Here is a 21,833-nt window from a genome sequence, read left to right on the forward strand (position 1 = left end):
CGCCATGAGCAACATGACGAGCAACGAACCGATCGAGCCGGAGCCATCTGCTCCGCTGCCGGCTGCGTCCACCGAGCGCCAGCGCGCGTTCCGGCTCGTCGTGGGTATAGCCTGCCTGCTGGCGCTATTGGCGGTTTGGCAGGTTCTGACGTCGTTCGTCGCCTATACGGACGATGCCTATGTCACCACGAATTTCGTGACGATTGCCCCGCAGGTCACGGGCGTGATCGTCAGCGTCAACGTCGCCAACGACCAGGAGGTACGGCGCGGCGATCTTTTGGCTGTCATCGATAAGGTGCCGTTCCAGCTCGTCGTCGATCAACGCAAAGCAGCGGTTCAGGAAGCGGCTGTGAATCACAAGCTTGTCAACGATGAGCTGAAGGCTGCTCAGGATCGGCTGGCGGCTGCGACGGCCGCATTACAACAGGCCAGCGGTGATCAGAAGCAGGTGGCCTTGACGGCTGCCGACATGGTTTCCGCCCAACAGCGGGAGCAGGTGGCCGCCCGCGAGGCGGTCGATAAGGCTTCGCAGTCGGTTGTCAATCAGGACGCTGTCGCCGCGCAGGCTAAGGCCGCGCTTGCCTTGGCGGAATGGCAGCTCAGCCAGACCGAAATCCACACGCCCGCCGACGGCACGGTCAACAATCTCTCCGTCAGCGTGGGCGATACGGCCTCGGCCGGCAAGGCGCTCGTCGGCATCGTCGATGCGGCGGGCTGGCGCATCGTTGCGAACTACAAGGAGAACTACATCAGGAGCCTTAAGCCCGGCAAGGCAGCCTGGGTATGGCTCGACACGCATCCGTGGCGCCTCTATCGCGCTCGTATCGAAGGCGTGTCGCGCGGCATCAGCAGAGGCCCCAATCAGGATGGAATATTGCCCTATGTCGCTCCGACCACCGACTGGATCCGGCTGGGACGCCGCTTCCCGGTAACGCTGAAGCTGGCCGATCCCCCATCTGACCTCACCCTTTATATGGGATCGGATGCCAGCACACTGATCTTCCCATGAGGAAGGCTATCGCCGAGCTCGTCAATGCGATCCGCGGCGAGCTGGCAGAGCTCAGCCTTTCCGGCCCCCGCGTGTGGCAAGCCAATATCGCCGCCCTGGCGGTCGGACTCGCGCTCGTCCTTGCTTTGATGCTGAGGGTCAACAATCCCTGGTGGGCCGGGATCAGCGCCTTCCTGTGCGTGCAGGCGAGCCATCCGCAATCCTGGCAGAGAGGCGGGATGAGGATGGTGGGAACGCTCGTCGGCGCGGCGCTGAGCTTCGTCCTTGCACCCTGGGTCGTCTATGATCCTTTGGCGACGGTGCTGCTTCTTTTTGCCGCCGGTACGCTTGCCATCCTCGGCTCATTGCTGAGCCCCCACGGCCAGGCCTGGCTGCTTGGTGGGATCACGGCCATGATGGTGACGCTTGGTTCGTTGGATGATCCGACGCTGGCGCTTTCCATCGCTTTCTATCGTGCCGTCGAGATCGTGCTCGGTACTGCCACGGCGCTTCTGGTGACACGGCTACTGGCGCCTGCGGAAGGCGAGGCGGTGGCGCCGCCACCCGGTTGGCATAGTTTGTTCGGTCCCAACTGGCATGTGCTGTCGCATGCCATGCGAACGGGGATGGCGGTTGCGGCGGTGCCACTGGTCTGGCGGCAACTGGAGTTGCCTAACCTCAGCCAGATGGCGATTTCGATCGGCGCTGTCATGGCTGTTCCGACGCTGACCGGGATTTCGGAAAGGGACCAATCGGCGATTGCTCAGCGCATGTTGCAGCGGATAGCCGGGTGCATACTGGGCGGCTGTTTTGGCGCCATGGTGCTGTTCTTCCCGATCAGCCAATCCTTCGTACCCTGGCTGTTGTTGCTGATGGCAGGCACCTGGCTTTCCATGCAGATCCAGAGCGGGCGGTATGGCATCGCCGGCGTTGGTTCGCAGGCGGGCGTCGCATTGATCCTGACGCTTGTGCAGGATACAGGCCCCGCGGACAGCCTACTGCCGGCCATGAACCGCATCGCCGGCATGATTGGAGCCATAGGGCTTTTGGTGCTCATCAACCTGTTGGTTGGTCCGCCGCTCGGCATCCAATCAACGGCGGAGGAAAAGCAGAGCTGACGCGAAGGATGGGATGAGGCGGAGCCGATCAGGCCGCGATCGCCTGCTTGCCCTCGAAAATCAGATCGAGGAATTCGGATAGCCAGGCTTTGAGCGGTGGGTCAAAAATCATCCGGCCCTCCAGATGCTCGCGGCCCTTCTGGGCGTTCGGCATGCAGAAGCGGTGCTCGCCATGTACGACCCAGCGCTGCATCATGGCGCGGGTCAGTTCCGCGTGGAACTGCAGGCCCCAGGCATTGGCGCCGTAGCGATAGGCCTGGTTGGGATAGGTCTCGCCTGTCGCCAACAGATCGGCACCGTGAGGCAGTTCGAAACCTTCACGGTGAAAATGATAGACCATTTGCGGCCAGTGGCGCATCAAAAGCCGGCCTTTTTCCGTCGGCTGCAGCGGATACCAGCCGATTTCGGTCTTGCCGTCATCGCGGGCTTTGACCTTGGCGCCGAGGTGGCGGGCGAGCATCTGCGCGCCGAGGCAGATGCCGAGATAGGGGCGATTTTCCTTTAGCGGCACGTCGAGCCAATTGATCTCGGCCTTGACGAAATCGTCGGGATCATTGGCGCTCATCGGGCCGCCGAAGACCACCGCGCCGGCGTGACCTTCCAGCGTTGTCGGCAGCCGGTCGCCAAGCACCGGCCGACGGATGTCGAGATCGTAGCCCTTGTCCAAAAGCATCTGGCCGACGCGGCCGGCGCTGGAGCGTTCCTGATGCAGGACGATCAATACGGGGCCGCGTCTACCACCCCGCGGCGCCTCAATCATCATCCCCGGTTTCCTTCCTGGGACCCGGGGCGCGGGCGGCTGCCTCCTGGCGCTTGACGACGCGATCACGATCGGAAATGCCCAAGAGATCGGCGATGCGCCAGATCGCATGGTCCTCCATTTCGCTGCGTTCGCCATCCGCATAAACGATGTCCCAGAGGATGCCGAGAAGTTCGAGGCGCTGTTCGCTGTTGAGATGGCGCTTCAGATCGGAAGTGAAGCGGTAATAATCGACCGCCTCGCTCTCGGCCTCCTGACCGGCCGCAATCAGCGCGTCGAGCTGGCGGCCGTCGAGACCGTATTGGCTCTTCAGCAGCTTGCGAAGCCGCTTCTTCTCGCTTTCCTCGATCTTGCCATCCGCCTCCATCACCTGGAAACAGAGCGCGGCAACCGCGATACGCGGATCGTCGGGAGCAAAACCGGACTTGGGGTTTTCCCTGGTCAGATTTTGGAAGAATTCCTGAAAGCGTTCAAACATTCGATTCCATTCTTAGAAGAGCTTCAGCCGTGTCTTGGGTTCCGGTTCAAGCTTGAGATCTTTCACGCCCGGATCATCCGGCGCACCGCCGAAGAAGGGCTTTGGTTCCGGCTCCTTCGCCGGCTCGAATTTGGCGGGACGCGCGGGAGCCGGCTTCGTTGCGACCGGCTCCAATTCTATAACAGATGTATCGGCAGCCGGCGAAGCAACTGTTGGTGAGGTCGGTTGCGCCGCGGCGGTTGCGGGAGCTGCCTCGCGCACCGGCGGCAGCGACCGCAGCGCGGCGTCGACCGAGGCGATCGTACCCTCTTCCACCGGGCCTTCGAGTTGGCCGAAGGGCGCTTTCCATTCGAAGGCGTCGAGGCGGCCGGTAATCGGCGACAGCGGCAGCCATTTGTCGGAAACGACGCCATCGGCTAGCCAGGCCGGATCGCGTGGCGCGCGCAATGCCTGCGCCATCCAGTGGCGGATGCGGCCCTGATCTCCGGTTTCGGCCTCTTCGATGTCGGCGAGCAGTAGGAACGCGCCTTCGCGGGCATCGATGCGGGCCGCGGCTTCCGCCTTGGTGCGAGCCTTGGCGAAATCACGGGCGTCGAGTGCGGCCTTTGCCGTGATCAGCAGTGCTTCGACGTTGTTCGGGCGGATCGCCTCCAGTCGCTCGGCACGCTTCAGGCGATCGGCGACGGAATCGCCACTGCGGGCGCGGACATAGGCTCTGCCGATCTCCGGATGCGGCTCCGCCTTCCAGACCTGTTCAAGAATAGAAGCGGCCTTGCGGACTTTGTCTTCGCGAAACAATGCCTTGGCGGCGGTGAGCGCGGCCGGCACGAAATCAGGGGACTGCTTCAGCGCGGCCAGCGCATCGTCCCGGGCGCCGGATGGATCGCCTTCGAGCTTTTCATTGGCTCGTGCGGTCAGCAATACAGCACGCTGGCGGTTGGCAGTGTCCTTGTCGATGACACGGGCGATCTTCTGCTGGTCGAGAAGCTTGATGGCTTCGTCCCAATCGCCGGCCTGGCTGCGATATTCCAGCGTCGCCTGTGCTGCCCAAGGCAGATAGGGCGCCTGGTCGGCAGCTTTTTCGGCATAGTGCCGTGCTGCTTCATGCGCGCCGAGACGTTTGGCTTCGAGATAAAGACCGCGCAGACCCAGTTCGCGGGTTTCCGGGTCGTTGGCCATCAGCTCGAATTTTTGGCGGGCCTCGTCATGCTTACCCTCGATCAGCGCAGCCTGCGCTTCTAGCAGGTTGATCAGCGGCTCCTGATCGGCGCGGATGAGGCCGCGCGTGCGCGCCGCCATCTTGCGGGCAAGCAACGCGTTGCCAGCGCCGGCGGCGATCAGCCCCGTGGACAAAGCCTGATAGCCGCGGTCGCGCTTGCGGGCGCGAAAATAGCGGGTGACGGAATGCGGCGAGGTCCAGATCAGGCGGATGAACCACCAGACCACCATGACGGCGGCGATCAGCGCGATCAGGATGCCGGCGGCGACGATAAGCCTGGTTTGATAGAGTTCGCCGCCCCAGACCAGCGAAAGATCGCCGGGGCGATCCGCAAGCCAGGAAAAGCCATAGCCAAGCACCAGGACGAGAACGGCGAAAATAAGCAGTCTGATCATTCTCTTCCCCGCCCTCAGCTTTGTTTTCCGGTGTCGGCGATCGCCTTCGACAGCGCGTCGCCGACCAGGTCCTCGACCCGGATGCGAGCTTCCAATGATTGCTTGAAGGCGGCGGAGGCCGATTTGGCGGCGTCCGGCAGGCTATTCCATTCGGTGACCGCGCCGGGCAGATCGCCATTCTTCACCTTGTCCTCGAAGCGGGCGGCAATGGCTTCGACGCTGTCGCCGGTGACGTTGCCGACCGGGCGCACCTGCACCAGGGATTTGGCACTGGTCAGCAACCGGTCGCTCCAGCTTTGATTGGGATCGTCCTGCTGCGTCGAGCTGACGATCGCGGTGGCAACGTCGGATACCCGGCGAATGAGATCGGCGCGCGAAGGAATGCCGGTCTGGGCGAAAGCCTTGAGATCAGCAACTGCGGGGTCATTGGGTGCGACATTGGCGTAGGTATCGAGCTCCGGCTGGAATGGGCCGCCGCGATCGATCGCCGCCTTCAGGGCCGCCGCCGCGATAGCGCGGGCGACTGCGCTTTCCTGGCTAGGCGCGTTCAGCTTCTTTTCAGCGTCTTCAAGACGCTTGCTGACATCGGCGTCGGATGAGGCCTGACTTTGCGTCGCCTGGGCGAGGCTCGCCTTCAATTGATCCACTTCGGCGCTGAGCGCGGCGATCTTCTGGTCGGCATCGCCGCTACTCGTACCCGACGATCCGCCTGCGGCCGTATTGTTGGCGGCCGCTGTCTCGAGGGCTGCGACGCGGGCGGTAAGGGTGGCGTCGGGCGATGGAGCACCGGCGAGCTTGGACACGGTCTGCTTCAGGCCGTCGATTTCGTCGCTAAGCGCGGCAATATCGGCGGAATGATCTTTTGCCGGCCTGCTGCCGGGCAGGAGGCCGGCATATTGGATGGCGCCGACGCAGATGAGGGAGATCAGGCCGCCGACAATGCCCGCGGCGATCAGGCCAGACGTTGCGCCGGGCTGCCGCTGGGGCGCGGAGGGTTGTTCGGCATAGGAACGCGCGGGTTCTGGTTCGGGGGCGGTTGCGACCTTTTCATCTTCCGCCGCAGTTTCCGCGACTGGCCGATCGGCCTCCTCCTCTAACGGCTCCTTTTCCGTTTCCGGCGGTATTTCCACCTCATTGGCGGACGAGCTGCCGGGTTCGCTGTGATGGCGCTCCGTCATCTCTTCGGAAGCCGCGGCTTGAGCGGTTTCCTCAGCTTCCAGATCAATCGTGATCGGCTCATCGTTGGGCTTCGAATGGTTTGGCGGATTTCCCGATACCATGAGGTCCTCTTTTCATGCGCTGCAGCGAAAGTAGACAGACAAGTCGATTATGGAAAGAGCTTAGATCAAAATTGCGACCTCACTTCGCGGCAAGAAGCGCCAGAAGGCTGTCTTCATCCGGCATATTAGCGATATCCACATGAGAATGCAGCGAAGTCGGGACGGCCTCGGCAATCACTTCGCTAAGACAGAGGAATCTTGTCGAAGTGAGGAGGTTCGAGTGGCGTTGCAGGAAAGGCAGGCTGAAGAATCGTTTCGCCGTCAGATGCGAATAGAGCAGCACCGCATCGGCGGAAGCATCGAGAAAGAGCCGGCGAAGGGTCGCGTCGTCGATGACGATATCCTGCATCCGGTAGCACTCGACCGTCTGGAACGGGATATTCAGCCCCTTCAATCTTGCTTCGAAACCTGCGGCGCGTGGTGAACCTGCGAGATAGAGCAGCGGGGCTTGAGAAATATCGGTCCATTCGCGGGAAACCAGTTCCGCCAGCTCGGCGCCGCTGCCCTCGGATGCGAAAACATGGATGAAACCAAGTTTTTGAGCCTCGTCAGCGGTCGCTTTGCCGACTGCGAAAAGCGGGCGGCTGAGATGAGGCTTGAGGGGCTGGCCTATCGCGCCCAATGTGCGGATAGCTTCGGCACTGGTAACGGCAACAGTGCCCTCGGTGTTCGACAGGGCTTGTCGGGTCGCGTCGACATGGCGGACAGGCTTTGATAGTGGCAGGAGCACTGCCTCATGCCCCATCTCCGCAAGCCTGCGGGCGGTGCGTTCACCCGAATGCTCAGGACGGGTGACGACGACGCGCATCCGGTATCAGGTCCAGTTTTCGAAGAAGGTGGTGCCTGCTTCGGCGCGGATCGCCTGGCCGGCATTGGTGCCGAGCGCCTCGGCATCCCGACGGTGACCTTCGATGGTGGTGGTGTACACCTGCTGGCCGTCGGGCGTCAGGATCATGCCGAAGAACCTGATGTGATCGCCCTCGCAGACAGCATAGCCGGCAATCGGCGTGCGGCAGGAGCCGTCGAGCGCTGCCAGGAAACCGCGCTCGCACGAAACGGTGTCGAAGGTCGGTCCGTCATTGATGGCGGAGAGCAGGTCGTTCGTCCTGTCGTCACCGATGCGGCTTTCGATGCAGATCGCACCTTGTGCCGGCGCTGGCGGGAATTCGTCCGGGTCGAGAATGTCGGTGATTACATCCACCTTGCCGAGCCGCTTCAGGCCGGCAAGCGCCAAGAGGGTTGCGTCCGCCTGGCCTTCTTCCAGCTTGCGCAGCCGCGTTTCGACCAAGCCGCGGAAGACAATGACGTTGATATCGGGACGTAGGCGCCGGATCAGCGCCTGGCGGCGCAGCGACGCAGAGCCGACGGTCGCGCCGTGCGGCAGCTCGATCAGCTTCGGCGCGGTGCGGCCAATAAAGGAGTCGCGGATATCTTCGCGCGGCAGATAGGCAGATAGCGACAGCCCTTCGGGCAGCTTCGTCGCCATGTCCTTGGCCGAATGAACGGCAAAGTCGAGTTCGCCTGTGATCAGTTTCTGTTCCAGCTCTTCCGTGAACAGGCCTTTGCCGCCGATCGCCGCCAGCGAACGATCGGTAATGCGGTCGCCCTTGGTGCTCAGAACGACGATCTCGAACATCTCCTCCGGCAAGCCATGCGCCGCCATCAGGCGGTCGCGGGTCTCGTGCGCCTGCGCCAACGCAAGTGGGCTGCCACGCGTGCCGATCCGGAAAGGTTTTGTTTGCATCCGCTTTGATCCGTTGTTACCGACAGTTCCCGTAACCATATTTCCGCTTCATCGCAATCGACCAACAGGCAACGAACAGCTTCCATGGCGCCATTTCTTCGCATTCTCGGCATCGAAACAAGCTGCGACGAAACCGCCGCGGCCATTGTCGAGCGCCGGGACGACGGCACGGCCACGATTGCCTCCGACGTGGTTTTGAGCCAGTTGGATGAGCATAGCGCCTATGGCGGCGTCGTGCCCGAAATTGCTGCGCGGGCCCATGTCGAGGCGCTGGATACGTTGATCGACGAGGCCCTGAAGCGCGCCAATGTGTCGCTGTCCGATGTCGATGCCATCGCTGCCACATCCGGTCCCGGTCTGATCGGCGGCCTGCTCGTCGGGCTGATGACCGGCAAGGCGATATCGAGGGCGACCGGCAAGCCGCTCTACGCTATCAACCATTTAGAGGGCCATGCGCTGACGGCAAGGCTGACGGATGGTCTCACCTTTCCTTATCTGATGCTGCTCGTCTCCGGCGGCCATACGCAATTGATCCTGGTGCGCGGCGTCGGCGAATACGAGCGCTGGGGCACGACCATCGACGATGCGCTGGGCGAAGCCTTCGACAAGACGGCGAAGCTGCTCGGTCTTCCCTATCCCGGTGGTCCGGCGGTCGAAGAGGCGGCGAAGAACGGTAATCCGGATCGATTCGATTTTCCGCGGCCGCTGGTCGGCGAGACCCGCCTTGATTTCTCCTTCTCCGGCCTCAAGACCGCGGTGCGGCAGGCGGCAACGGCGATCGCGCCGGTGACCGAACAGGATATCGCCGACATCTGCGCCTCCTTCCAGAAGGCGATTTCGCGCACCTTGAAGGACCGGATCGGGCGCGGCCTGCAGCGCTTCAAGAAGGAATTTCCGAAGACGGCGGACAAGCCGGCGCTGGTGGTTGCCGGCGGGGTCGCGGCCAATCTCGAGCTGCGGCGCACGCTACAGGAACTCTGCGATCTCAATGGGTTCCGTTTCATCGCGCCGCCGCTGCGGCTCTGCACCGATAATGCCGTGATGATCGCCTGGGCGGGGCTGGAGCGCATGGCGACAGGCGCGGCACCCGACGGCCTCGATGTGCAGCCGCGCTCGCGCTGGCCGCTCGATCAGAAGGCGGAGACTCTTTTGGGGCATGGCAAACGAGGAGCAAAGGCATGAGCGGCAATGAACGCATTGCAGTGATCGGCGCCGGCGCCTTCGGCACGGCGCTCGCCTCCGTCATCGCCTTGACCGGTAAGAGCCAGGTGACACTGGTCGGGCGCAATGCGGCTGTCATGGCCGATCTCAGCGCTGACCGGATCCATGATGCGGCGTTGCCGGGTATCGATTTGCCGGATTCGCTGCAATTTTCCGCCGAGCCGGACGCGGTTTCGGACGCCGGCATCGTGCTGTTTGCCATGCCGTCGCAGGCGCAGGCGGATGCGGCACGTCATTACGGACCTTATCTCGCAGAGGATGCCGTCGTCGTTACCTGTGCCAAGGGCATCGACAAGGTCTCCGGCGATCTCTTGACCGACATGCTGGAGCGGGAATTGCCGCATCACGCCATCGCGGTTCTCTCCGGTCCGGGCTTTGCGACCGATATTGCCAAGGGCCTGCCGACGGCAATGGCGATCGCCGCCGGCGACATGGCGGTGGCGGAACGACTGGCGCAGGCGATTTCCGGGCCGACATTCCGTCTCTATGCGTCCGACGATCGCGTCGGCGTGCAGCTTGGCGGCGCGCTGAAGAATGTTTTGGCCATTGCCTGCGGCATTGTCGAAGGGCGCGGCATCGGCGATTCGGCACGCGCGGCGCTGATCAGCCGCGGTCTGGCGGAAATGTCGCGCTTTGTCTGCGCCAAGGGCGGCAAGGCGGAAACGGTGCGCGGGCTCTCTGGCCTCGGCGATCTCGTGCTGACCGCGACCAGCCACCAATCCCGCAACCTGCGTTTCGGCATCGCGCTCGGCCGCGGCGAGGCGGCGGACCCATCGCATGGCGATCTCGTCGAAGGCGCCTATGCCGCCTCCATCGCGGCGCGGCTGGCACGCAAGCTTGGGGTCGATATGCCGATCGCCGAAGCGGTCTCGGCCATCATCGACGGCAAACTGGATATCCCGACGGCAATCGAGCAGTTGATGACGCGGCCGATTACGACGGAATGACTTGGCGCTTGAGTGTGGGGCGATTACTGGATATATTACTGGTAATAAGTCGGAGGCCGCGATGAGCAGTTCCCAAAAGCGTGCAATCAAAAATTATCGGTCGCGTCTTGAAGAACGTGGTCTAGCCCGTTTCGAGGTGCTTGGCCTTGATGGCGATCGTGCGCTCATTCGCTCGCTCGCGCGGCGTCTGGCGGAAGGGGGGACCGATGCGGCCCATATCCGTAATGTCCTGAACCAGGCGATCGCCGGCGAGCCGAAGAAGAAGGGTGGCGTTTATGCGTGGCTGCGCAGTTCGCCGCTTGTTGGAGCGGATCTCGATCTTGAACGGGTTCACGGCGAAGTGCGCGAGATCGATCTTTGACCCGTTATTTGCTCGATACCAATATTATCAGCAATACGGTCAAGCCGGAGCCGGCGCCTAGTCTTGCCGGCTGGTTTCAAGCACAGATAGATGATGACCTCTTCATCGCAGCGTCCACGATCGCCGAGATTCAGCGTGGGATTTTGATCAAGCCAGCAGGACGCAAACGGGACGATCTCGAAACCTGGTTTCTTGGCGCACAGGGACCGTTGGCATATTTTGCCGGACGCATTCTTCCCTTCGACGAGAGTGCTGCCCTAATATGGGCGCAACTCATGGCGGAGGGGCGAGCGGCCGGGCGACAGCGTGACCCCATGGACATGTTGATCGCCTCCGTGGCAATTGCGAATGAATGCATTATCGCAACGGACAACGAGGCGGACTTTTGGGGCCTCGACATCGTCAACCCCCTTCGCGCAGGGACAGGATGACTGGCGGCGTGCAAGGCTTCATCCATCACCATCAATGATCTGCTGATTCCCATAGGAGAATGAAAACATGCTGTTTGCCTTTGTCTGCAAGGACAAGCCCGGTCACCTGAATGTCCGCATGGACACGCGCCCCGCCCATCTCGAGTATCTGAACAAGCTCAATGCCGAGGGTACGCTGAAGATGGCGGGTCCATTCCTCGATGCGGATGGAAAGTCGAATGGCACCCTCGCCATCGTCAGCGCCGAAACGATCGAAGCGGCGAAGGCGATCGCCGATGCCGATCCCTATACAAAGGTCGGCCTGTTCGAGAGCGTCGAGATCAAGCCGTTCAACTGGGTCTTCAACAATCCGGAGGCATGAAACATGGCGCATTGGCTGTATAAATCCGAGCCGTCTTCCTGGTCCTGGGAGGCCCAGAAAAAGGCTGGCGAGAAGGGCACGGAATGGACCGGCGTACGCAACTATCTCGCCCGCAACAACATGCGGGCGATGCAGATCGGCGACAAGGGCTTCTTCTATCATTCCAATGACGGGCTTGAGATCGTCGGCATTGTCGAGGTCTGCGCGCTGTCGCATCCGGATTCGACCGCCAAGGACGATCCGCGCTGGGATTGCGTGGATATCCGCGCCGTTTGCGACATGCCGAAGCCCGTCTCGCTGAAGGATATCAAGGCCAATCCGAAACTTTCGCAGATGTCGCTCGTCACGTCGATGCGGCTTTCCGTGCAGCCGGTGACTGACGAGGAATATCTCGAAGTCTGCCGCATGGGCGAACTCGACAATCCGCCCGTCTGACACTTAGCTCGAGGATGATTTGAAGACCGATCCGGAAAGTTTCATTCGTGCGAACACCAGTCTCATGGCGCCGCCGCATGTGCCGGAAATCCGACTGCATCTGGCAAGCGAAGCCCATGATCTCTGGCTGAAGACGGAGGAAGAACTCGAGGCGATCGGTCTGCCGCCGCCGTTTTGGGCTTTCGCCTGGGCGGGCGGGCAGGGGCTTGCGCGCTATGTGCTCGATCATCCCGATACGGTTGCCGGAAAACGGGTCCTGGATTTCGCCAGCGGCTCCGGCCTCGTCGCGATTGCGGCGAAGCTTGCGGGTGCGAGCCATGTGCTCGCCGCCGATATCGATCCCTGGGCTGAAACCGCAACAAGGCTGAATGCGACGGAAAACGGTGTCGTGCTCGACTTCACCGGTGACAATCTCATTGACCGGATGACGGACGCCGACGTCATCCTTGCCGGCGATGTCTTTTATGATCGCGATTTCGCCGATCGCCTCATTCCATGGTTTCGGCAGTTGGCGGGAGAGGGTCGTCTTGTGCTGGTGGGCGATCCGGGCAGGGCATATCTGCCCAAGGATCGTCTGGAGGCTGAGGCCAGCTATCAGGTGCCGGTGACGCGGGCGCTGGAGGATAGCGAGGTCAAGAAGACGACGGTCTGGCGCTTTCTTGCCGGCTAACGACCGTCAGGGGCGAATCACACAGACGCCGGCCTCGTAGGAGCAGGCATTGCCGGCACGTTTGACGTTGATGACCTTGGCCCTCGGCTTCAGCGCAGTGGATTCGCCTCGATATGGATCGTAGCCGCCGCCATAGCCGACAATATAGGTCCCGCCATCGGCCTGATACATGTCGGCCGTGCCCGCATAGGTGCCGACGTTAGCCGCATATTGCCGATCCATGAGAATGATTCTGGCCGGTTGCGGCTGAGCGTAGTGCTGCGGCCAGGAGATTTGTTGCAACCGAACCAGGCCACGATGGCGGAACGGCCGATATCCATGGCGATAGTCGGTCGAAAAGGCGGCCGCCGTGGCTAAAGCACTGACGCGGGCCGGGTGCAGCGGAAATGGCCCGTGATGTCGGAACGGGCGGTACCCATCATGATAGCCGCCGGCGGAGGCCGACATGGACGACAGGGCGGCGGCTGCCGCTAAGACGAGCGTTGCTGCCTTGAAAAGATGCCGTCCCATAGGTTGCCTCGCGCTCCAAATGCTTAATAAAGTATGAAGAGCAGAGTGCCTCAAGAGCGACGTCAAGTCCACTCGGTTGGCGGGAAAATCGTATCGAGCGGCCAATCGGAGAATGTCGTTTCTGCGCACTCGCTAAAAGTGTCCGCTGATCCGAATCGATTAAATTCAAGGCAGACAGCAATTGTGCTTGTCGACATGCCTTTCCGTGATTAATGGTCGCAATTGATGCAACGCACACAGCACTTCCCCCAAGCGTGTGTTGCCCCGGAGATATCTGGGATAGAAGCGTATCGTAACGCCGCGAGGTTCTGATGGCGAACGTCACACAAAACCGGCCCCTGTCGCCGCATTTGCAAGTCTACAAACTTATTCCCACCATGGTCATGTCGATTGTCCACCGCATCACCGGCGGCGCGCTTTATTTCGGCACGCTGCTGGTCGCCTGGTGGCTGATCGCGGCGGCGACCGGCCAGGGCTATTTCGAGCTGGTCAACTGGATCATGGGTTCGATCATCGGCCGGCTCGTTCTGCTCGGCTATACCTGGGCGCTGCTGCACCATATGCTTGGCGGCTTCCGGCATTTTATTTGGGATCTCGGATACGGCTATGATCCCGCTGTCTCGACCAGGATGGCCAAGGCGACGCTCGTCGGTTCGCTCTGTCTGACCGCGCTGGTCTGGATCATCGGCATCGCCATCCGGCTGATTTGATTGGCATGATTGCTCTCGGAAGCGCTCAGGCGCCTTTCGGGATCATGCTTTAAAGGATATTTCTCATGGATATGCGCACTCCTCTGGGCAAAGTCCGCGGTCTTGGTTCCGCCAAGGAAGGCACCGAGCATTTCTGGCGTCAGCGCCTGACCGCCGTTGCCAACGTTCCCCTCATCATCTTCTTTGTCATCTTCCTGATGATCTATGCCGGCGCGCCCTACGCGGAAGTCGTGCACGCGCTGTCGAACCCGATCGTCGCCGTTATCTTCGGCCTGATGGTGATCTCCGGCGTCATTCACATGAGGATCGGCATGCAGGTCATCATCGAGGACTATGTCCACAGCGAGATCAGCAAGATCGTCCTTCTCATGCTCAACACATTCTTCGCGATTTTCGTGGCCGGGCTCTGTCTCTTCGCCATTCTGAAGATCGCGTTCGTAGGATAATTACCGATGGCACCGAACTCATCCCCTCAGAATGGGCCCGCTCAAAACGGAAAAGCCTACAAATATGTCGATCACTCCTATGATGTGATCGTCGTCGGCGCCGGCGGCGCGGGCCTCCGCGCCACGCTCGGCATGGCCGAGCAGGGTTTCCGCACGGCCTGCATAACCAAGGTATTCCCGACCCGCTCACATACGGTCGCAGCCCAGGGCGGTATCGCCGCCTCGCTGCAGAACATGACGCCGGATAGCTGGCAGTGGCATCTCTACGACACCGTCAAGGGTTCCGACTGGCTCGGCGACGTCGACGCCATGCAGTATCTCGCCATGGAAGCGCCGAAGGCGGTCTATGAGCTCGAGCATTACGGCGTGCCGTTCTCGCGTAACGAGGAAGGCAAGATCTATCAGCGCCCGTTCGGCGGCCACATGCAGAACTACGGCGAAGGCCCGCCGGTGCAACGCACCTGCGCCGCAGCCGACCGCACCGGTCACGCCATCCTGCATACGCTTTATGGCCAGTCGCTGCGCAACAACGCTGAATTCTTCATCGAATATTTCGCGCTCGATCTGATCATGTCCGACGATGGCAGCCGCTGCACCGGCGTCGTCGCCTGGTGCCTGGACGATGGCACGATCCATCGCTTCGCCGCCAAGATGGTGGTGCTGGCGACCGGCGGCTACGGCCGCGCGTATTTCTCGGCAACCTCGGCTCACACCTGCACCGGCGATGGCGGCGGCATGGTTGCCCGCGCCGGCCTGCCTCTGCAGGACATGGAGTTCGTGCAATTCCATCCGACAGGCATCTACGGTTCTGGCTGTCTGATCACGGAAGGGGCGCGCGGCGAAGGCGGCTATCTCGTCAACTCCGAAGGCGAGCGCTTCATGGAGCGCTATGCGCCGTCGGCCAAGGACCTTGCCTCGCGTGACGTCGTTTCGCGCTGTATGACGCTGGAAATCCGCGAGGGTCGCGGCGTTGGCAAGAGCAAGGACCACATCTTCCTGCATCTCGACCATCTCGATCCGGCCGTGCTGCATGAGCGCCTTCCCGGCATTTCCGAGAGCGCGCGCATCTTCGCCGGTGTCGACGTGACCCGCGAGCCGATCCCGGTTCTGCCGACCGTTCACTACAACATGGGCGGCATTCCGACGAACTATTGGGGTGAAGTGCTGAATGCCGACAGCAATAATCCGGAGCGCGTTCTGCCGGGTCTGATGGCCGTTGGTGAAGCCGGCTGCGCCTCCGTGCACGGCGCCAATCGCCTCGGTTCCAACTCGCTGATCGACCTCGTGGTCTTCGGCCGCGCCGCCGCCATCCGCGCCGGTCAGGTCATTGACCGGGCAAGTCCGGTGCCGCCGGTCAATGTGGCCGCTTGCGACAAGATCATGGAGCGCTTCGATGGTCTGCGCCATGCCAGCGGTGGAACACCGACGGCGGTGCTGCGCGAAAAGATGCAGCGCGCCATGCAGGAAGACGCCGCCGTGTTCCGTACGCAGGAATCGCTGGAATCCGGCTGCCGCCGCCTTTCCGCGATCTGGAAGGAACTGCCCGACATCAAGGTCACCGACCGTTCGCTGATCTGGAATTCCGACCTTGTCGAGACGCTGGAACTGCACAATCTGATGGCCAACGCCATCACGACGATCTACGGCGCCGAAGCCCGCAAGGAAAGCCGCGGCTCGCATGCCCGCGAGGATTATACCGAGGGCAAGTTCGCCGGCCGCAACGACGAGAACTGGCGCAAGCATACGCTCGCCTGGGTCAACGAAGCCGGCGACGTGAAGCTCGACTATCGTCCCGTTCATACCGACCTGATTGCCGAAGGCATCGATCCGCACAAGATCGAGCCGAAGGCACGCGTGTACTGATCTGAGAGGAACTGACCATGGTTGAACTCGCTCTCCCCAAGAACTCTCAGATGCGTGAAGGCAAGGTCTGGCCGAAGCCGGCAGGCGCGACGAATACGCGGGAATTCCGTGTCTATCGCTGGAGCCCGGACGACGGCCTGAACCCGAGCATAGACACCTATTATATCGACGTCGATGATTGCGGCCCGATGGTGCTCGACGGCCTGCTCTACATCAAGAACAAGATCGACCCGACGCTGACGCTGCGCCGTTCCTGCCGCGAAGGCATTTGCGGCTCCTGCGCGATGAACATCGACGGCACCAATACGCTCGCCTGCACCAAAGGCCTGGACGAGATCAAGGGCACGGTGAAAATCTATCCGCTGCCGCATATGCCCGTCGTCAAGGATCTCGTGCCGGATCTGACGAACTTCTATGCTCAGCATCGCTCGATCGAGCCCTGGCTGAAGACGGTGTCGCCGCCGCCAGCAAAGGAATGGAAGCAGAGCCATGAGGATCGTCTGAAGCTCGACGGCCTTTATGAATGCATCCTCTGCGCCTGCTGCTCGACCTCCTGTCCGAGCTATTGGTGGAACGGCGACCGTTATCTCGGCCCGGCTGTCCTTCTGCAGGCCTATCGCTGGCTGATCGACAGCCGCGACGAGGCAAAGGGCGAGCGTCTCGACAATCTCGAAGATCCGTTCCGCCTTTATCGCTGCCACACGATCATGAACTGCGCCCAGACCTGCCCCAAGGGTCTGAACCCGGCCAAGGCGATCGCCGAAATCAAGAAGATGATGGTCGAGCGGCGGATCTGACCGGCGCCCGACATCGCGAGGTGATGGGGATCGAAGTCGCATGACGATGGAAGGCTTTGCGCCGGAGGCAGTAGCTGAAATTCGCTTGCGGCTTGCCTCGGTCAAATCTGAAGGCATTCGCATCGGCCTTGCCATCGAAAGCGGAAGCCGAGCCTGGGGGTTCCCGTCACCCGATAGCGACTATGATTGCCGCTTTGTCTATGTCAGGCCAGAGCGGGATCATTTTTCCCTGTTTCCGCATCGCGATGTCATTGAATTTCCCATTGTGGGAGACATCGACACCGGCGGCTGGGACTTGCGCAAGGCGCTGCTCCTAGCGCTGAAAGGCAATGCCGTTCTTGTCGAATGGTTGAAATCCCCGCTTGTCTATGAAGAAGAGCCTGGCTTTCGCGAGCGTCTTGGCGCTTTGCTGGAAGCGATCATGGTGCCGGGAAAGGTTGCTCATCACTATATCGGCCTGATGAAACAGCACCAGCCGGGCGATGGAGCCGAGCCAGTACGGTTAAAAAAGTTGCTTTACGGCATTCGACCGGCCATAGCGCTGGAGTGGATGCGGCAGACCGATTTCTCAAAACTGCCGCCGATGAACATGCTCGAATGCCTTGAAGACATCGACATAGCCGAAAAAATGCGGGCAGCAATTCTGCAATTGGTAGCTCTCAAGAAAGAGACACGCGAGATGGGCGAAGGCGCGCCGCCAGCGCCGCTCATGGAATTCTTGTCGAGCTCGCTTGCACGTTATTCCGATTTTTCCAGCAAACTTCGTCAGGACGCCGACCGCGATAAAAAGATGCAAGAACTCGCCAATCATTTCTATCTGGATGAGGTTCGTCGGGTTAAGCCTTGAAATGACCGGATTCTTGCGGAGCTATGGCCCCTAGCGATTTGTGCTGTGTAGCGACTTGATTAACCAAAGTGAAATACGATAATCCCAACCTAACTAAGCGCCAGTTTGCAAACCTCGATGGTGGACAATTAGGAGTATGATGATGCAATTGAGATATGCAGCGACGGCTGCGGCGATCAGTCTGTCGCTTGCCGGTTGCCAGCGCACAGCATACAACAACGACGATTATTCTGCCGCGCCACTGCAGGCTCAGCCCGTTCCTTCTGTCCAATCCAGCCAGCTTCCGCCCACGACCGGTGCCTCGCAGTTTCCTGCGGCGCCAACGAATACGCCGAATGCGGGTAATCAGCAGCAACAGCAGGCGATGGCCGCTTCTGCGCAGGACGTGACCAAGGAATCCATGGTCGGTAGCTGGAAGGTCAGCAATGGCGGTGCGAGCTGCGACATGTTCCTGACGCTCACCAATCTCGGCAGTGGTTCGCGCGGCGGAACGCGCGGTTGCGCGGGCGAACTCACGACGATGGGTTCCTGGGAAGTTTCCGGCAAGCAGGTTATCTTGAAGAACCGTGATGGCAGCCAGATCGGCACGCTCTACAAGACGGCCGATTCGCGCTTCAACGGTTCCACGGCGTCCGGCCAGCCGCTCAGCCTCAGCCGATAAAGCTCTTTTGAAGCGGTTGGACCATACCGGCCGCTTCCTCCTTGCACAGGCGGGTATCTCCCCATGCAGCCCATGCCCGACTATTCCATCAGCGTCGTCGAACACCTAAAGACGCTGACGGCTTCCGGATCGCTTCAGGTGGATTCGGCGCAGATGGATGTGGCGAAATCCCTCGATCGCGTGCTTGCAGATCTCAAGCGGAAACGACCGGCGACCAAATCGAGCGCGCTCGGCTGGATGTTTGCGGCGCGCAAGAAGCCGGCCCAGATCGTCCGCGGTCTCTATATCCATGGCAGTGTCGGGCGCGGCAAGACCATGCTGATGGACATGTTCTTCGGCATGGCGCCATGCAGCAAAAAACGCCGGGCGCATTTCCATGAGTTCATGGCGGACGTACATAACCGCATCGCCGCCCATCGGCTGAAGTTCAAGAACGGCGAGACCAAGCAGGCCGATCCGGTGCCGCCGGTCGCAGCCGAGCTTTATGGTCAGGCAGAGCTGCTTTGCTTCGACGAATTCACGGTGACCGATATTGCCGATGCGATGATCCTGTCGCGGCTGTTTTCCGAGCTGTTTTCACTCGGCTGCGTATTGGTTGCCACGTCGAATGTCGAGCCGGACAATCTCTATCGTGACGGCCTCAATCGCGGCCTGTTCCTGCCCTTCATCGATCTTCTCAAGCGTCATGTCGATATCGTCACGCTGGACTCGCCGACGGATTACCGCATGGAGAAGCTGAACAGCCAGCCGGTTTATTTGATCCCGATCAACGAGCGCACGGATATGGCGATGGATGCGTCGTGGGTGCAGGCGCTGCACGGACGCAAGGCGCAGCCGCTGGAGATCCCGATGAAGGGACGTTCGATCCATGTGCCGCTTGCCGCCGATCGTATGGCGCGTTTCTCCTTCGCCGATCTCTGCGAGCAGCCCCTGGGTGCGGCCGATTTCCTGGCCATCGCCAAACGGTTCGATACAATCTTTCTCGATCGCGTTCCGAAGCTCGGGCCGGAAAAGCGCAACCAAACCAAGCGTTTCATCATTCTCATCGACACGCTTTACGATCATTCGGTCCGGCTTTTCGTGTCGGCCGAGGCGATGCCGGAAGACCTTCTGATCGAAAGGCGCGGCACCGAAGGCTTCGAGTTCGACCGCACCGCATCGCGGCTTTTCGAGATGCGCAGCGCGGAATATCTCGCCCAGACTCACGGAAAACGTGCGGCCGAGTAACGATTTGGTGACAAAATGTCTTACGTTTACGTAAGACATTTTTGATCTAACCGATTGAAATCCCTGATCCAAAAATAATCAATTGCCAATTTCGACCTTTGGGTCTATGCGAATGGCGGCAATGGTGGATGCCTTGCAAGGTGTCCCGCCACGGATTTTGATCGCAAAGGATACACCGAAATGGCGCGCAACAAGATCGCACTTATTGGTTCTGGCATGATTGGTGGCACGCTGGCGCATCTCGCCGGCCTGAAAGAATTGGGCGACATCGTCCTGTTCGACATCGCGGACGGCATTCCCCAGGGCAAGGGTCTCGACATCGCCCAGTCTTCGCCTGCCGAAGGCTTCGACGCCAACCTCACCGGCGCCAGCGACTACTCCGCGATCGAAGGCGCTGACGTCTGCATCGTCACCGCCGGCGTTCCCCGCAAGCCGGGCATGAGCCGCGACGATCTTCTCGGTATCAACCTCAAGGTCATGGAACAGGTCGGCGCTGGCATCAAGAAGTATGCCCCGGACGCTTTCGTCATCTGCATCACCAACCCGCTCGACGCCATGGTCTGGGCTCTGCAGAAGTTCTCGGGCCTGCCGACCAACAAGGTCGTCGGCATGGCTGGCGTACTTGACTCGTCGCGCTTCCGCCTCTTCCTCGCCAAGGAATTCAACGTCTCGGTCGAAGACGTCTCGGCTTTCGTTCTCGGCGGCCATGGCGACTCGATGGTGCCGCTCGCTCGTTACTCCACCGTTGCCGGCATTCCGCTGACCGACCTCATCACCATGGGCTGGGTCACCAAGGAACGCCTCGAAGAAATCATCCAGCGCACCCGTGATGGCGGTGCCGAGATCGTCGGTCTGCTGAAGACCGGCTCGGCCTACTACGCTCCGGCCGCTTCCGCCATCGCGATGGCTGAATCCTACCTCAAGGACAAGAAGCGCGTCCTGCCGTGCGCAGCCTACCTCTCCGGCCAGTACGGCGTGAAGGACATGTATGTCGGCGTTCCCACCGTCATCGGTGCCGGCGGCATCGAGCGCGTGATCGAGATCGACCTGAACAAGGCCGAGAAGGAAGCCTTCGACAAGTCGGTCGCAGCCGTTGCCGGCCTCTGCGAAGCCTGCGCCACCATCGCGCCGTCGCTGAAGTAATTTCCGCGTTCCAACAGGGATAAATCCATGAACATTCATGAATATCAGGCCAAGGCTCTGCTGAAGACCTATGGCGCACCCGTCGCGGACGGCGTTGCCATCTTCTCCGCCGATGAAGCCGAAGCCGCCGCAAAGCAGCTTCCGGGCCCGCTTTACGTCGTCAAGAGCCAGATCCATGCCGGCGGTCGCGGCAAGGGCAAGTTCAAAGAACTCAGCCCCGACGCCAAGGGCGGCGTTCGCCTCGCCAAGTCGATCGAGGACGTCGTTGCCAATGTCAAGGAAATGCTCGGCAACACGCTGGTGACCAAGCAGACCGGCCCGGCCGGCAAGCAGGTCAACCGCCTCTACATCGAAGACGGCGCCGACATCGACCGCGAACTCTACCTCTCGATCCTGGTTGACCGCTCGGTCGGCAAGGTTGCCTTCGTCGTTTCGACCGAAGGCGGGATGGACATCGAGACAGTTGCGCACGACACGCCGGAAAAGATCATCACCGTCGACATCGATCCGTCGACGGGCGTGACGGTCGCCAACTCGGCTGCCCTTTCCAACGCGCTGAAGCTCGAAGGCGCTGCCCGCGAAGACGCTGCTAAGCTCTTCCCGATCCTCTACAAGGCCTTCGTCGAGAAGGACATGGCCCTGCTCGAAGTCAACCCGCTGATCGTCATGACCAACGGCAATCTGCGCGTTCTCGACGCCAAGGTCTCCTTCGACGGCAACGCGCTGTTCCGTCACGAGGACATCGTTGCGCTGCGCGACACGACCGAGGAAGACGCCAAGGAAATCGAAGCGCACAAGTATGACCTCGCCTATGTCGCCCTCGACGGCAATATCGGCTGCATGGTCAACGGCGCCGGCCTTGCCATGGCCACCATGGACATCATCAAGCTCTACGGCGCCGAGCCGGCGAACTTCCTCGATGTCGGCGGCGGCGCTACCAAGGAAAAGGTCACCGCGGCCTTCAAGATCATCACCGCAGACCCGGCTGTCGAAGGCATCCTGGTCAACATCTTCGGCGGCATCATGAAGTGCGACGTCATCGCCGAAGGCGTGCTCGCAGCCGTCAAGGAAGTCGGTCTGAAGGTTCCGCTCGTCGTCCGCCTCGAAGGCACCAACGTCGAGCTCGGCAAGAAGATCATCAACGAATCCGGTCTCAATGTCATCTCCGCCGATGACCTGGACGATGCCGCCCAGAAGATCGTGAAGGCAGTCAAGGGCTGA

At 61.1% G+C, this 21,833-nt stretch carries 25 protein-coding genes; 18 read left to right on the plus strand and 7 right to left on the minus strand.

What is annotated here, in order from left to right:
• The first annotated feature begins 4 nt into the window (after positions 1–4).
• Positions 5–1,009, plus strand: a complete 1,005-nt coding sequence (locus GGD50_RS12835; protein WP_245407522.1) for an HlyD family secretion protein — start codon at positions 5–7, stop codon at positions 1,007–1,009.
• Complete coding sequence (locus GGD50_RS12840) at positions 1,006–2,106, plus strand: FUSC family protein (protein WP_107109609.1); 1,101 nt, start codon at positions 1,006–1,008, stop codon at positions 2,104–2,106. The genes GGD50_RS12835 and GGD50_RS12840 overlap by 4 nt, the downstream gene beginning before the upstream one ends.
• A 28-nt stretch (positions 2,107–2,134) precedes the next feature.
• On the opposite strand, the gene GGD50_RS12845 is transcribed toward GGD50_RS12840, so the two are convergent.
• From GGD50_RS12845 to hemC, 6 genes are all read right to left on the minus strand, one after another.
• On the minus strand, positions 2,135–2,866 hold the full coding sequence (locus GGD50_RS12845; protein WP_107109932.1) for a glutamine amidotransferase: 732 nt from the start codon (positions 2,864–2,866) through the stop codon (positions 2,135–2,137).
• On the minus strand, positions 2,859–3,344 hold the full coding sequence (locus tag GGD50_RS12850; RefSeq protein WP_107109608.1) for a tellurite resistance TerB family protein: 486 nt from the start codon (positions 3,342–3,344) through the stop codon (positions 2,859–2,861). Before GGD50_RS12850 ends, GGD50_RS12845 begins: the two co-directional genes overlap by 8 nt.
• Before the next feature lie 12 nt (positions 3,345–3,356).
• Positions 3,357–4,958 (minus strand): heme biosynthesis protein HemY, encoded by a 1,602-nt coding sequence (locus GGD50_RS12855; RefSeq protein WP_107109607.1) that lies wholly within the window; start codon positions 4,956–4,958, stop codon positions 3,357–3,359.
• A gap of 14 nt (positions 4,959–4,972) precedes the next feature.
• Positions 4,973–6,238 carry a COG4223 family protein gene (locus GGD50_RS12860; protein ID WP_107109606.1) on the minus strand — a complete coding sequence of 422 codons (1,266 nt, stop codon included), beginning with the start codon at positions 6,236–6,238 and terminating at the stop codon, positions 4,973–4,975.
• Positions 6,239–6,317: 79 nt separating this feature from the next.
• Complete coding sequence (locus GGD50_RS12865) at positions 6,318–7,046, minus strand: uroporphyrinogen-III synthase (protein ID WP_107109605.1); 729 nt, start codon at positions 7,044–7,046, stop codon at positions 6,318–6,320.
• A gap of 6 nt (positions 7,047–7,052) precedes the next feature.
• Complete coding sequence (hemC, locus tag GGD50_RS12870) at positions 7,053–7,982, minus strand: hydroxymethylbilane synthase (RefSeq protein ID WP_107109604.1); 930 nt, start codon at positions 7,980–7,982, stop codon at positions 7,053–7,055.
• A gap of 84 nt (positions 7,983–8,066) precedes the next feature.
• Between hemC and tsaD the strand changes: the two genes are divergently transcribed.
• From tsaD to GGD50_RS12905, 7 genes are all read left to right on the plus strand, one after another.
• A complete protein-coding gene (gene tsaD, locus GGD50_RS12875) occupies positions 8,067–9,164 on the plus strand; it encodes a tRNA (adenosine(37)-N6)-threonylcarbamoyltransferase complex transferase subunit TsaD (protein ID WP_107109603.1) in 1,098 nt (365 codons plus the stop codon).
• Positions 9,161–10,150 carry an NAD(P)H-dependent glycerol-3-phosphate dehydrogenase gene (locus GGD50_RS12880; RefSeq protein ID WP_107109602.1) on the plus strand — a complete coding sequence of 330 codons (990 nt, stop codon included), beginning with the start codon at positions 9,161–9,163 and terminating at the stop codon, positions 10,148–10,150. Before tsaD ends, GGD50_RS12880 begins: the two co-directional genes overlap by 4 nt.
• Before the next feature lie 61 nt (positions 10,151–10,211).
• Positions 10,212–10,511: a hypothetical protein gene (locus tag GGD50_RS12885; protein ID WP_107109601.1), complete on the plus strand. Its 300-nt coding sequence runs from the start codon at positions 10,212–10,214 to the stop codon at positions 10,509–10,511.
• On the plus strand, positions 10,508–10,942 hold the full coding sequence (locus GGD50_RS12890; protein ID WP_107109600.1) for a type II toxin-antitoxin system VapC family toxin: 435 nt from the start codon (positions 10,508–10,510) through the stop codon (positions 10,940–10,942). Before GGD50_RS12885 ends, GGD50_RS12890 begins: the two co-directional genes overlap by 4 nt.
• A 67-nt stretch (positions 10,943–11,009) precedes the next feature.
• Entirely contained in the window at positions 11,010–11,303 is a 294-nt protein-coding gene (locus tag GGD50_RS12895; protein ID WP_107109599.1) for a YciI-like protein, read from the plus strand.
• A 3-nt stretch (positions 11,304–11,306) separates the two neighbouring features.
• Positions 11,307–11,738: an EVE domain-containing protein gene (locus tag GGD50_RS12900; RefSeq protein WP_107109598.1), complete on the plus strand. Its 432-nt coding sequence runs from the start codon at positions 11,307–11,309 to the stop codon at positions 11,736–11,738.
• Positions 11,739–11,757: 19 nt separating this feature from the next.
• The gene (locus tag GGD50_RS12905) at positions 11,758–12,408 is read left to right on the plus strand and encodes a class I SAM-dependent methyltransferase (RefSeq protein WP_107109597.1); all 651 of its coding nucleotides are present in this window, start codon (positions 11,758–11,760) and stop codon (positions 12,406–12,408) included.
• 6 nt (positions 12,409–12,414) lie between these two features.
• On the opposite strand, the gene GGD50_RS12910 is transcribed toward GGD50_RS12905, so the two are convergent.
• Complete coding sequence (locus GGD50_RS12910; protein WP_245407521.1) at positions 12,415–12,918, minus strand: hypothetical protein; 504 nt, start codon at positions 12,916–12,918, stop codon at positions 12,415–12,417.
• 311 nt (positions 12,919–13,229) lie between these two features.
• On the opposite strand from GGD50_RS12910, the gene sdhC reads away from it, so the two are divergent.
• The 9 genes from sdhC to sucC all read left to right on the plus strand — a co-directional run bounded on the left by sdhC (position 13,230) and on the right by sucC (position 21,833).
• Complete coding sequence (sdhC, locus tag GGD50_RS12915) at positions 13,230–13,628, plus strand: succinate dehydrogenase, cytochrome b556 subunit (protein ID WP_107109596.1); 399 nt, start codon at positions 13,230–13,232, stop codon at positions 13,626–13,628.
• 65 nt (positions 13,629–13,693) lie between these two features.
• Complete coding sequence (sdhD, locus tag GGD50_RS12920; protein WP_028751293.1) at positions 13,694–14,074, plus strand: succinate dehydrogenase, hydrophobic membrane anchor protein; 381 nt, start codon at positions 13,694–13,696, stop codon at positions 14,072–14,074.
• Positions 14,075–14,080: 6 nt separating this feature from the next.
• Entirely contained in the window at positions 14,081–15,937 is a 1,857-nt protein-coding gene (gene sdhA, locus GGD50_RS12925; RefSeq protein ID WP_107109595.1) for a succinate dehydrogenase flavoprotein subunit, read from the plus strand.
• Between the two features lie 17 nt (positions 15,938–15,954).
• Positions 15,955–16,734 carry a succinate dehydrogenase iron-sulfur subunit gene (locus GGD50_RS12930; RefSeq protein WP_107109594.1) on the plus strand — a complete coding sequence of 260 codons (780 nt, stop codon included), beginning with the start codon at positions 15,955–15,957 and terminating at the stop codon, positions 16,732–16,734.
• Between the two features lie 40 nt (positions 16,735–16,774).
• Entirely contained in the window at positions 16,775–17,581 is an 807-nt protein-coding gene (locus GGD50_RS12935) for a nucleotidyltransferase domain-containing protein (RefSeq protein ID WP_107109593.1), read from the plus strand.
• Positions 17,582–17,723: 142 nt separating this feature from the next.
• Complete coding sequence (locus tag GGD50_RS12940; RefSeq protein ID WP_107109930.1) at positions 17,724–18,242, plus strand: protease inhibitor Inh/omp19 family protein; 519 nt, start codon at positions 17,724–17,726, stop codon at positions 18,240–18,242.
• A gap of 63 nt (positions 18,243–18,305) precedes the next feature.
• Complete coding sequence (gene zapE / locus GGD50_RS12945; RefSeq protein WP_107109592.1) at positions 18,306–19,469, plus strand: cell division protein ZapE; 1,164 nt, start codon at positions 18,306–18,308, stop codon at positions 19,467–19,469.
• A gap of 180 nt (positions 19,470–19,649) precedes the next feature.
• Positions 19,650–20,612: a malate dehydrogenase gene (gene mdh / locus GGD50_RS12950; RefSeq protein ID WP_107109591.1), complete on the plus strand. Its 963-nt coding sequence runs from the start codon at positions 19,650–19,652 to the stop codon at positions 20,610–20,612.
• 27 nt (positions 20,613–20,639) lie between these two features.
• Positions 20,640–21,833, plus strand: coding sequence for an ADP-forming succinate--CoA ligase subunit beta (gene sucC, locus GGD50_RS12955; RefSeq protein ID WP_107109590.1), 1,194 nt, complete (start codon positions 20,640–20,642; stop codon positions 21,831–21,833).

This window comes from Martinezella paranaensis (assembly GCF_014200235.1).
Taxonomy (GTDB): Bacteria; Pseudomonadota; Alphaproteobacteria; order Rhizobiales; family Rhizobiaceae; genus Rhizobium; species Rhizobium paranaense.

Bases quoted from the DNA above. Each gene is read 5' to 3' on its own strand.
- GGD50_RS12835 (WP_245407522.1), top strand. From the start codon at position 5: ATGAGCAACATGACGAGCAACGAACCGATCGAGCCGGAGCCATCTGCT.
- GGD50_RS12840 (WP_107109609.1), top strand. From the start codon at position 1,006: ATGAGGAAGGCTATCGCCGAGCTCGTCAATGCGATCCGCGGCGAGCTG.
- GGD50_RS12845 (WP_107109932.1), bottom strand. From the start codon at position 2,866: ATGATTGAGGCGCCGCGGGGTGGTAGACGCGGCCCCGTATTGATCGTC.
- GGD50_RS12850 (WP_107109608.1), bottom strand. From the start codon at position 3,344: ATGTTTGAACGCTTTCAGGAATTCTTCCAAAATCTGACCAGGGAAAAC.
- GGD50_RS12855 (WP_107109607.1), bottom strand. From the start codon at position 4,958: ATGATCAGACTGCTTATTTTCGCCGTTCTCGTCCTGGTGCTTGGCTAT.
- GGD50_RS12860 (WP_107109606.1), bottom strand. From the start codon at position 6,238: ATGGTATCGGGAAATCCGCCAAACCATTCGAAGCCCAACGATGAGCCG.
- GGD50_RS12865 (WP_107109605.1), bottom strand. From the start codon at position 7,046: ATGCGCGTCGTCGTCACCCGTCCTGAGCATTCGGGTGAACGCACCGCC.
- hemC (WP_107109604.1), bottom strand. From the start codon at position 7,982: ATGCAAACAAAACCTTTCCGGATCGGCACGCGTGGCAGCCCACTTGCG.
- tsaD (WP_107109603.1), top strand. From the start codon at position 8,067: ATGGCGCCATTTCTTCGCATTCTCGGCATCGAAACAAGCTGCGACGAA.
- GGD50_RS12880 (WP_107109602.1), top strand. From the start codon at position 9,161: ATGAGCGGCAATGAACGCATTGCAGTGATCGGCGCCGGCGCCTTCGGC.
- GGD50_RS12885 (WP_107109601.1), top strand. From the start codon at position 10,212: ATGAGCAGTTCCCAAAAGCGTGCAATCAAAAATTATCGGTCGCGTCTT.
- GGD50_RS12895 (WP_107109599.1), top strand. From the start codon at position 11,010: ATGCTGTTTGCCTTTGTCTGCAAGGACAAGCCCGGTCACCTGAATGTC.
- GGD50_RS12900 (WP_107109598.1), top strand. From the start codon at position 11,307: ATGGCGCATTGGCTGTATAAATCCGAGCCGTCTTCCTGGTCCTGGGAG.
- GGD50_RS12910 (WP_245407521.1), bottom strand. From the start codon at position 12,918: ATGGGACGGCATCTTTTCAAGGCAGCAACGCTCGTCTTAGCGGCAGCC.
- sdhC (WP_107109596.1), top strand. From the start codon at position 13,230: ATGGCGAACGTCACACAAAACCGGCCCCTGTCGCCGCATTTGCAAGTC.
- sdhD (WP_028751293.1), top strand. From the start codon at position 13,694: ATGGATATGCGCACTCCTCTGGGCAAAGTCCGCGGTCTTGGTTCCGCC.
- sdhA (WP_107109595.1), top strand. From the start codon at position 14,081: ATGGCACCGAACTCATCCCCTCAGAATGGGCCCGCTCAAAACGGAAAA.
- GGD50_RS12930 (WP_107109594.1), top strand. From the start codon at position 15,955: ATGGTTGAACTCGCTCTCCCCAAGAACTCTCAGATGCGTGAAGGCAAG.
- GGD50_RS12935 (WP_107109593.1), top strand. From the start codon at position 16,775: ATGACGATGGAAGGCTTTGCGCCGGAGGCAGTAGCTGAAATTCGCTTG.
- GGD50_RS12940 (WP_107109930.1), top strand. From the start codon at position 17,724: ATGCAATTGAGATATGCAGCGACGGCTGCGGCGATCAGTCTGTCGCTT.
- zapE (WP_107109592.1), top strand. From the start codon at position 18,306: ATGCAGCCCATGCCCGACTATTCCATCAGCGTCGTCGAACACCTAAAG.
- mdh (WP_107109591.1), top strand. From the start codon at position 19,650: ATGGCGCGCAACAAGATCGCACTTATTGGTTCTGGCATGATTGGTGGC.
- sucC (WP_107109590.1), top strand. From the start codon at position 20,640: ATGAACATTCATGAATATCAGGCCAAGGCTCTGCTGAAGACCTATGGC.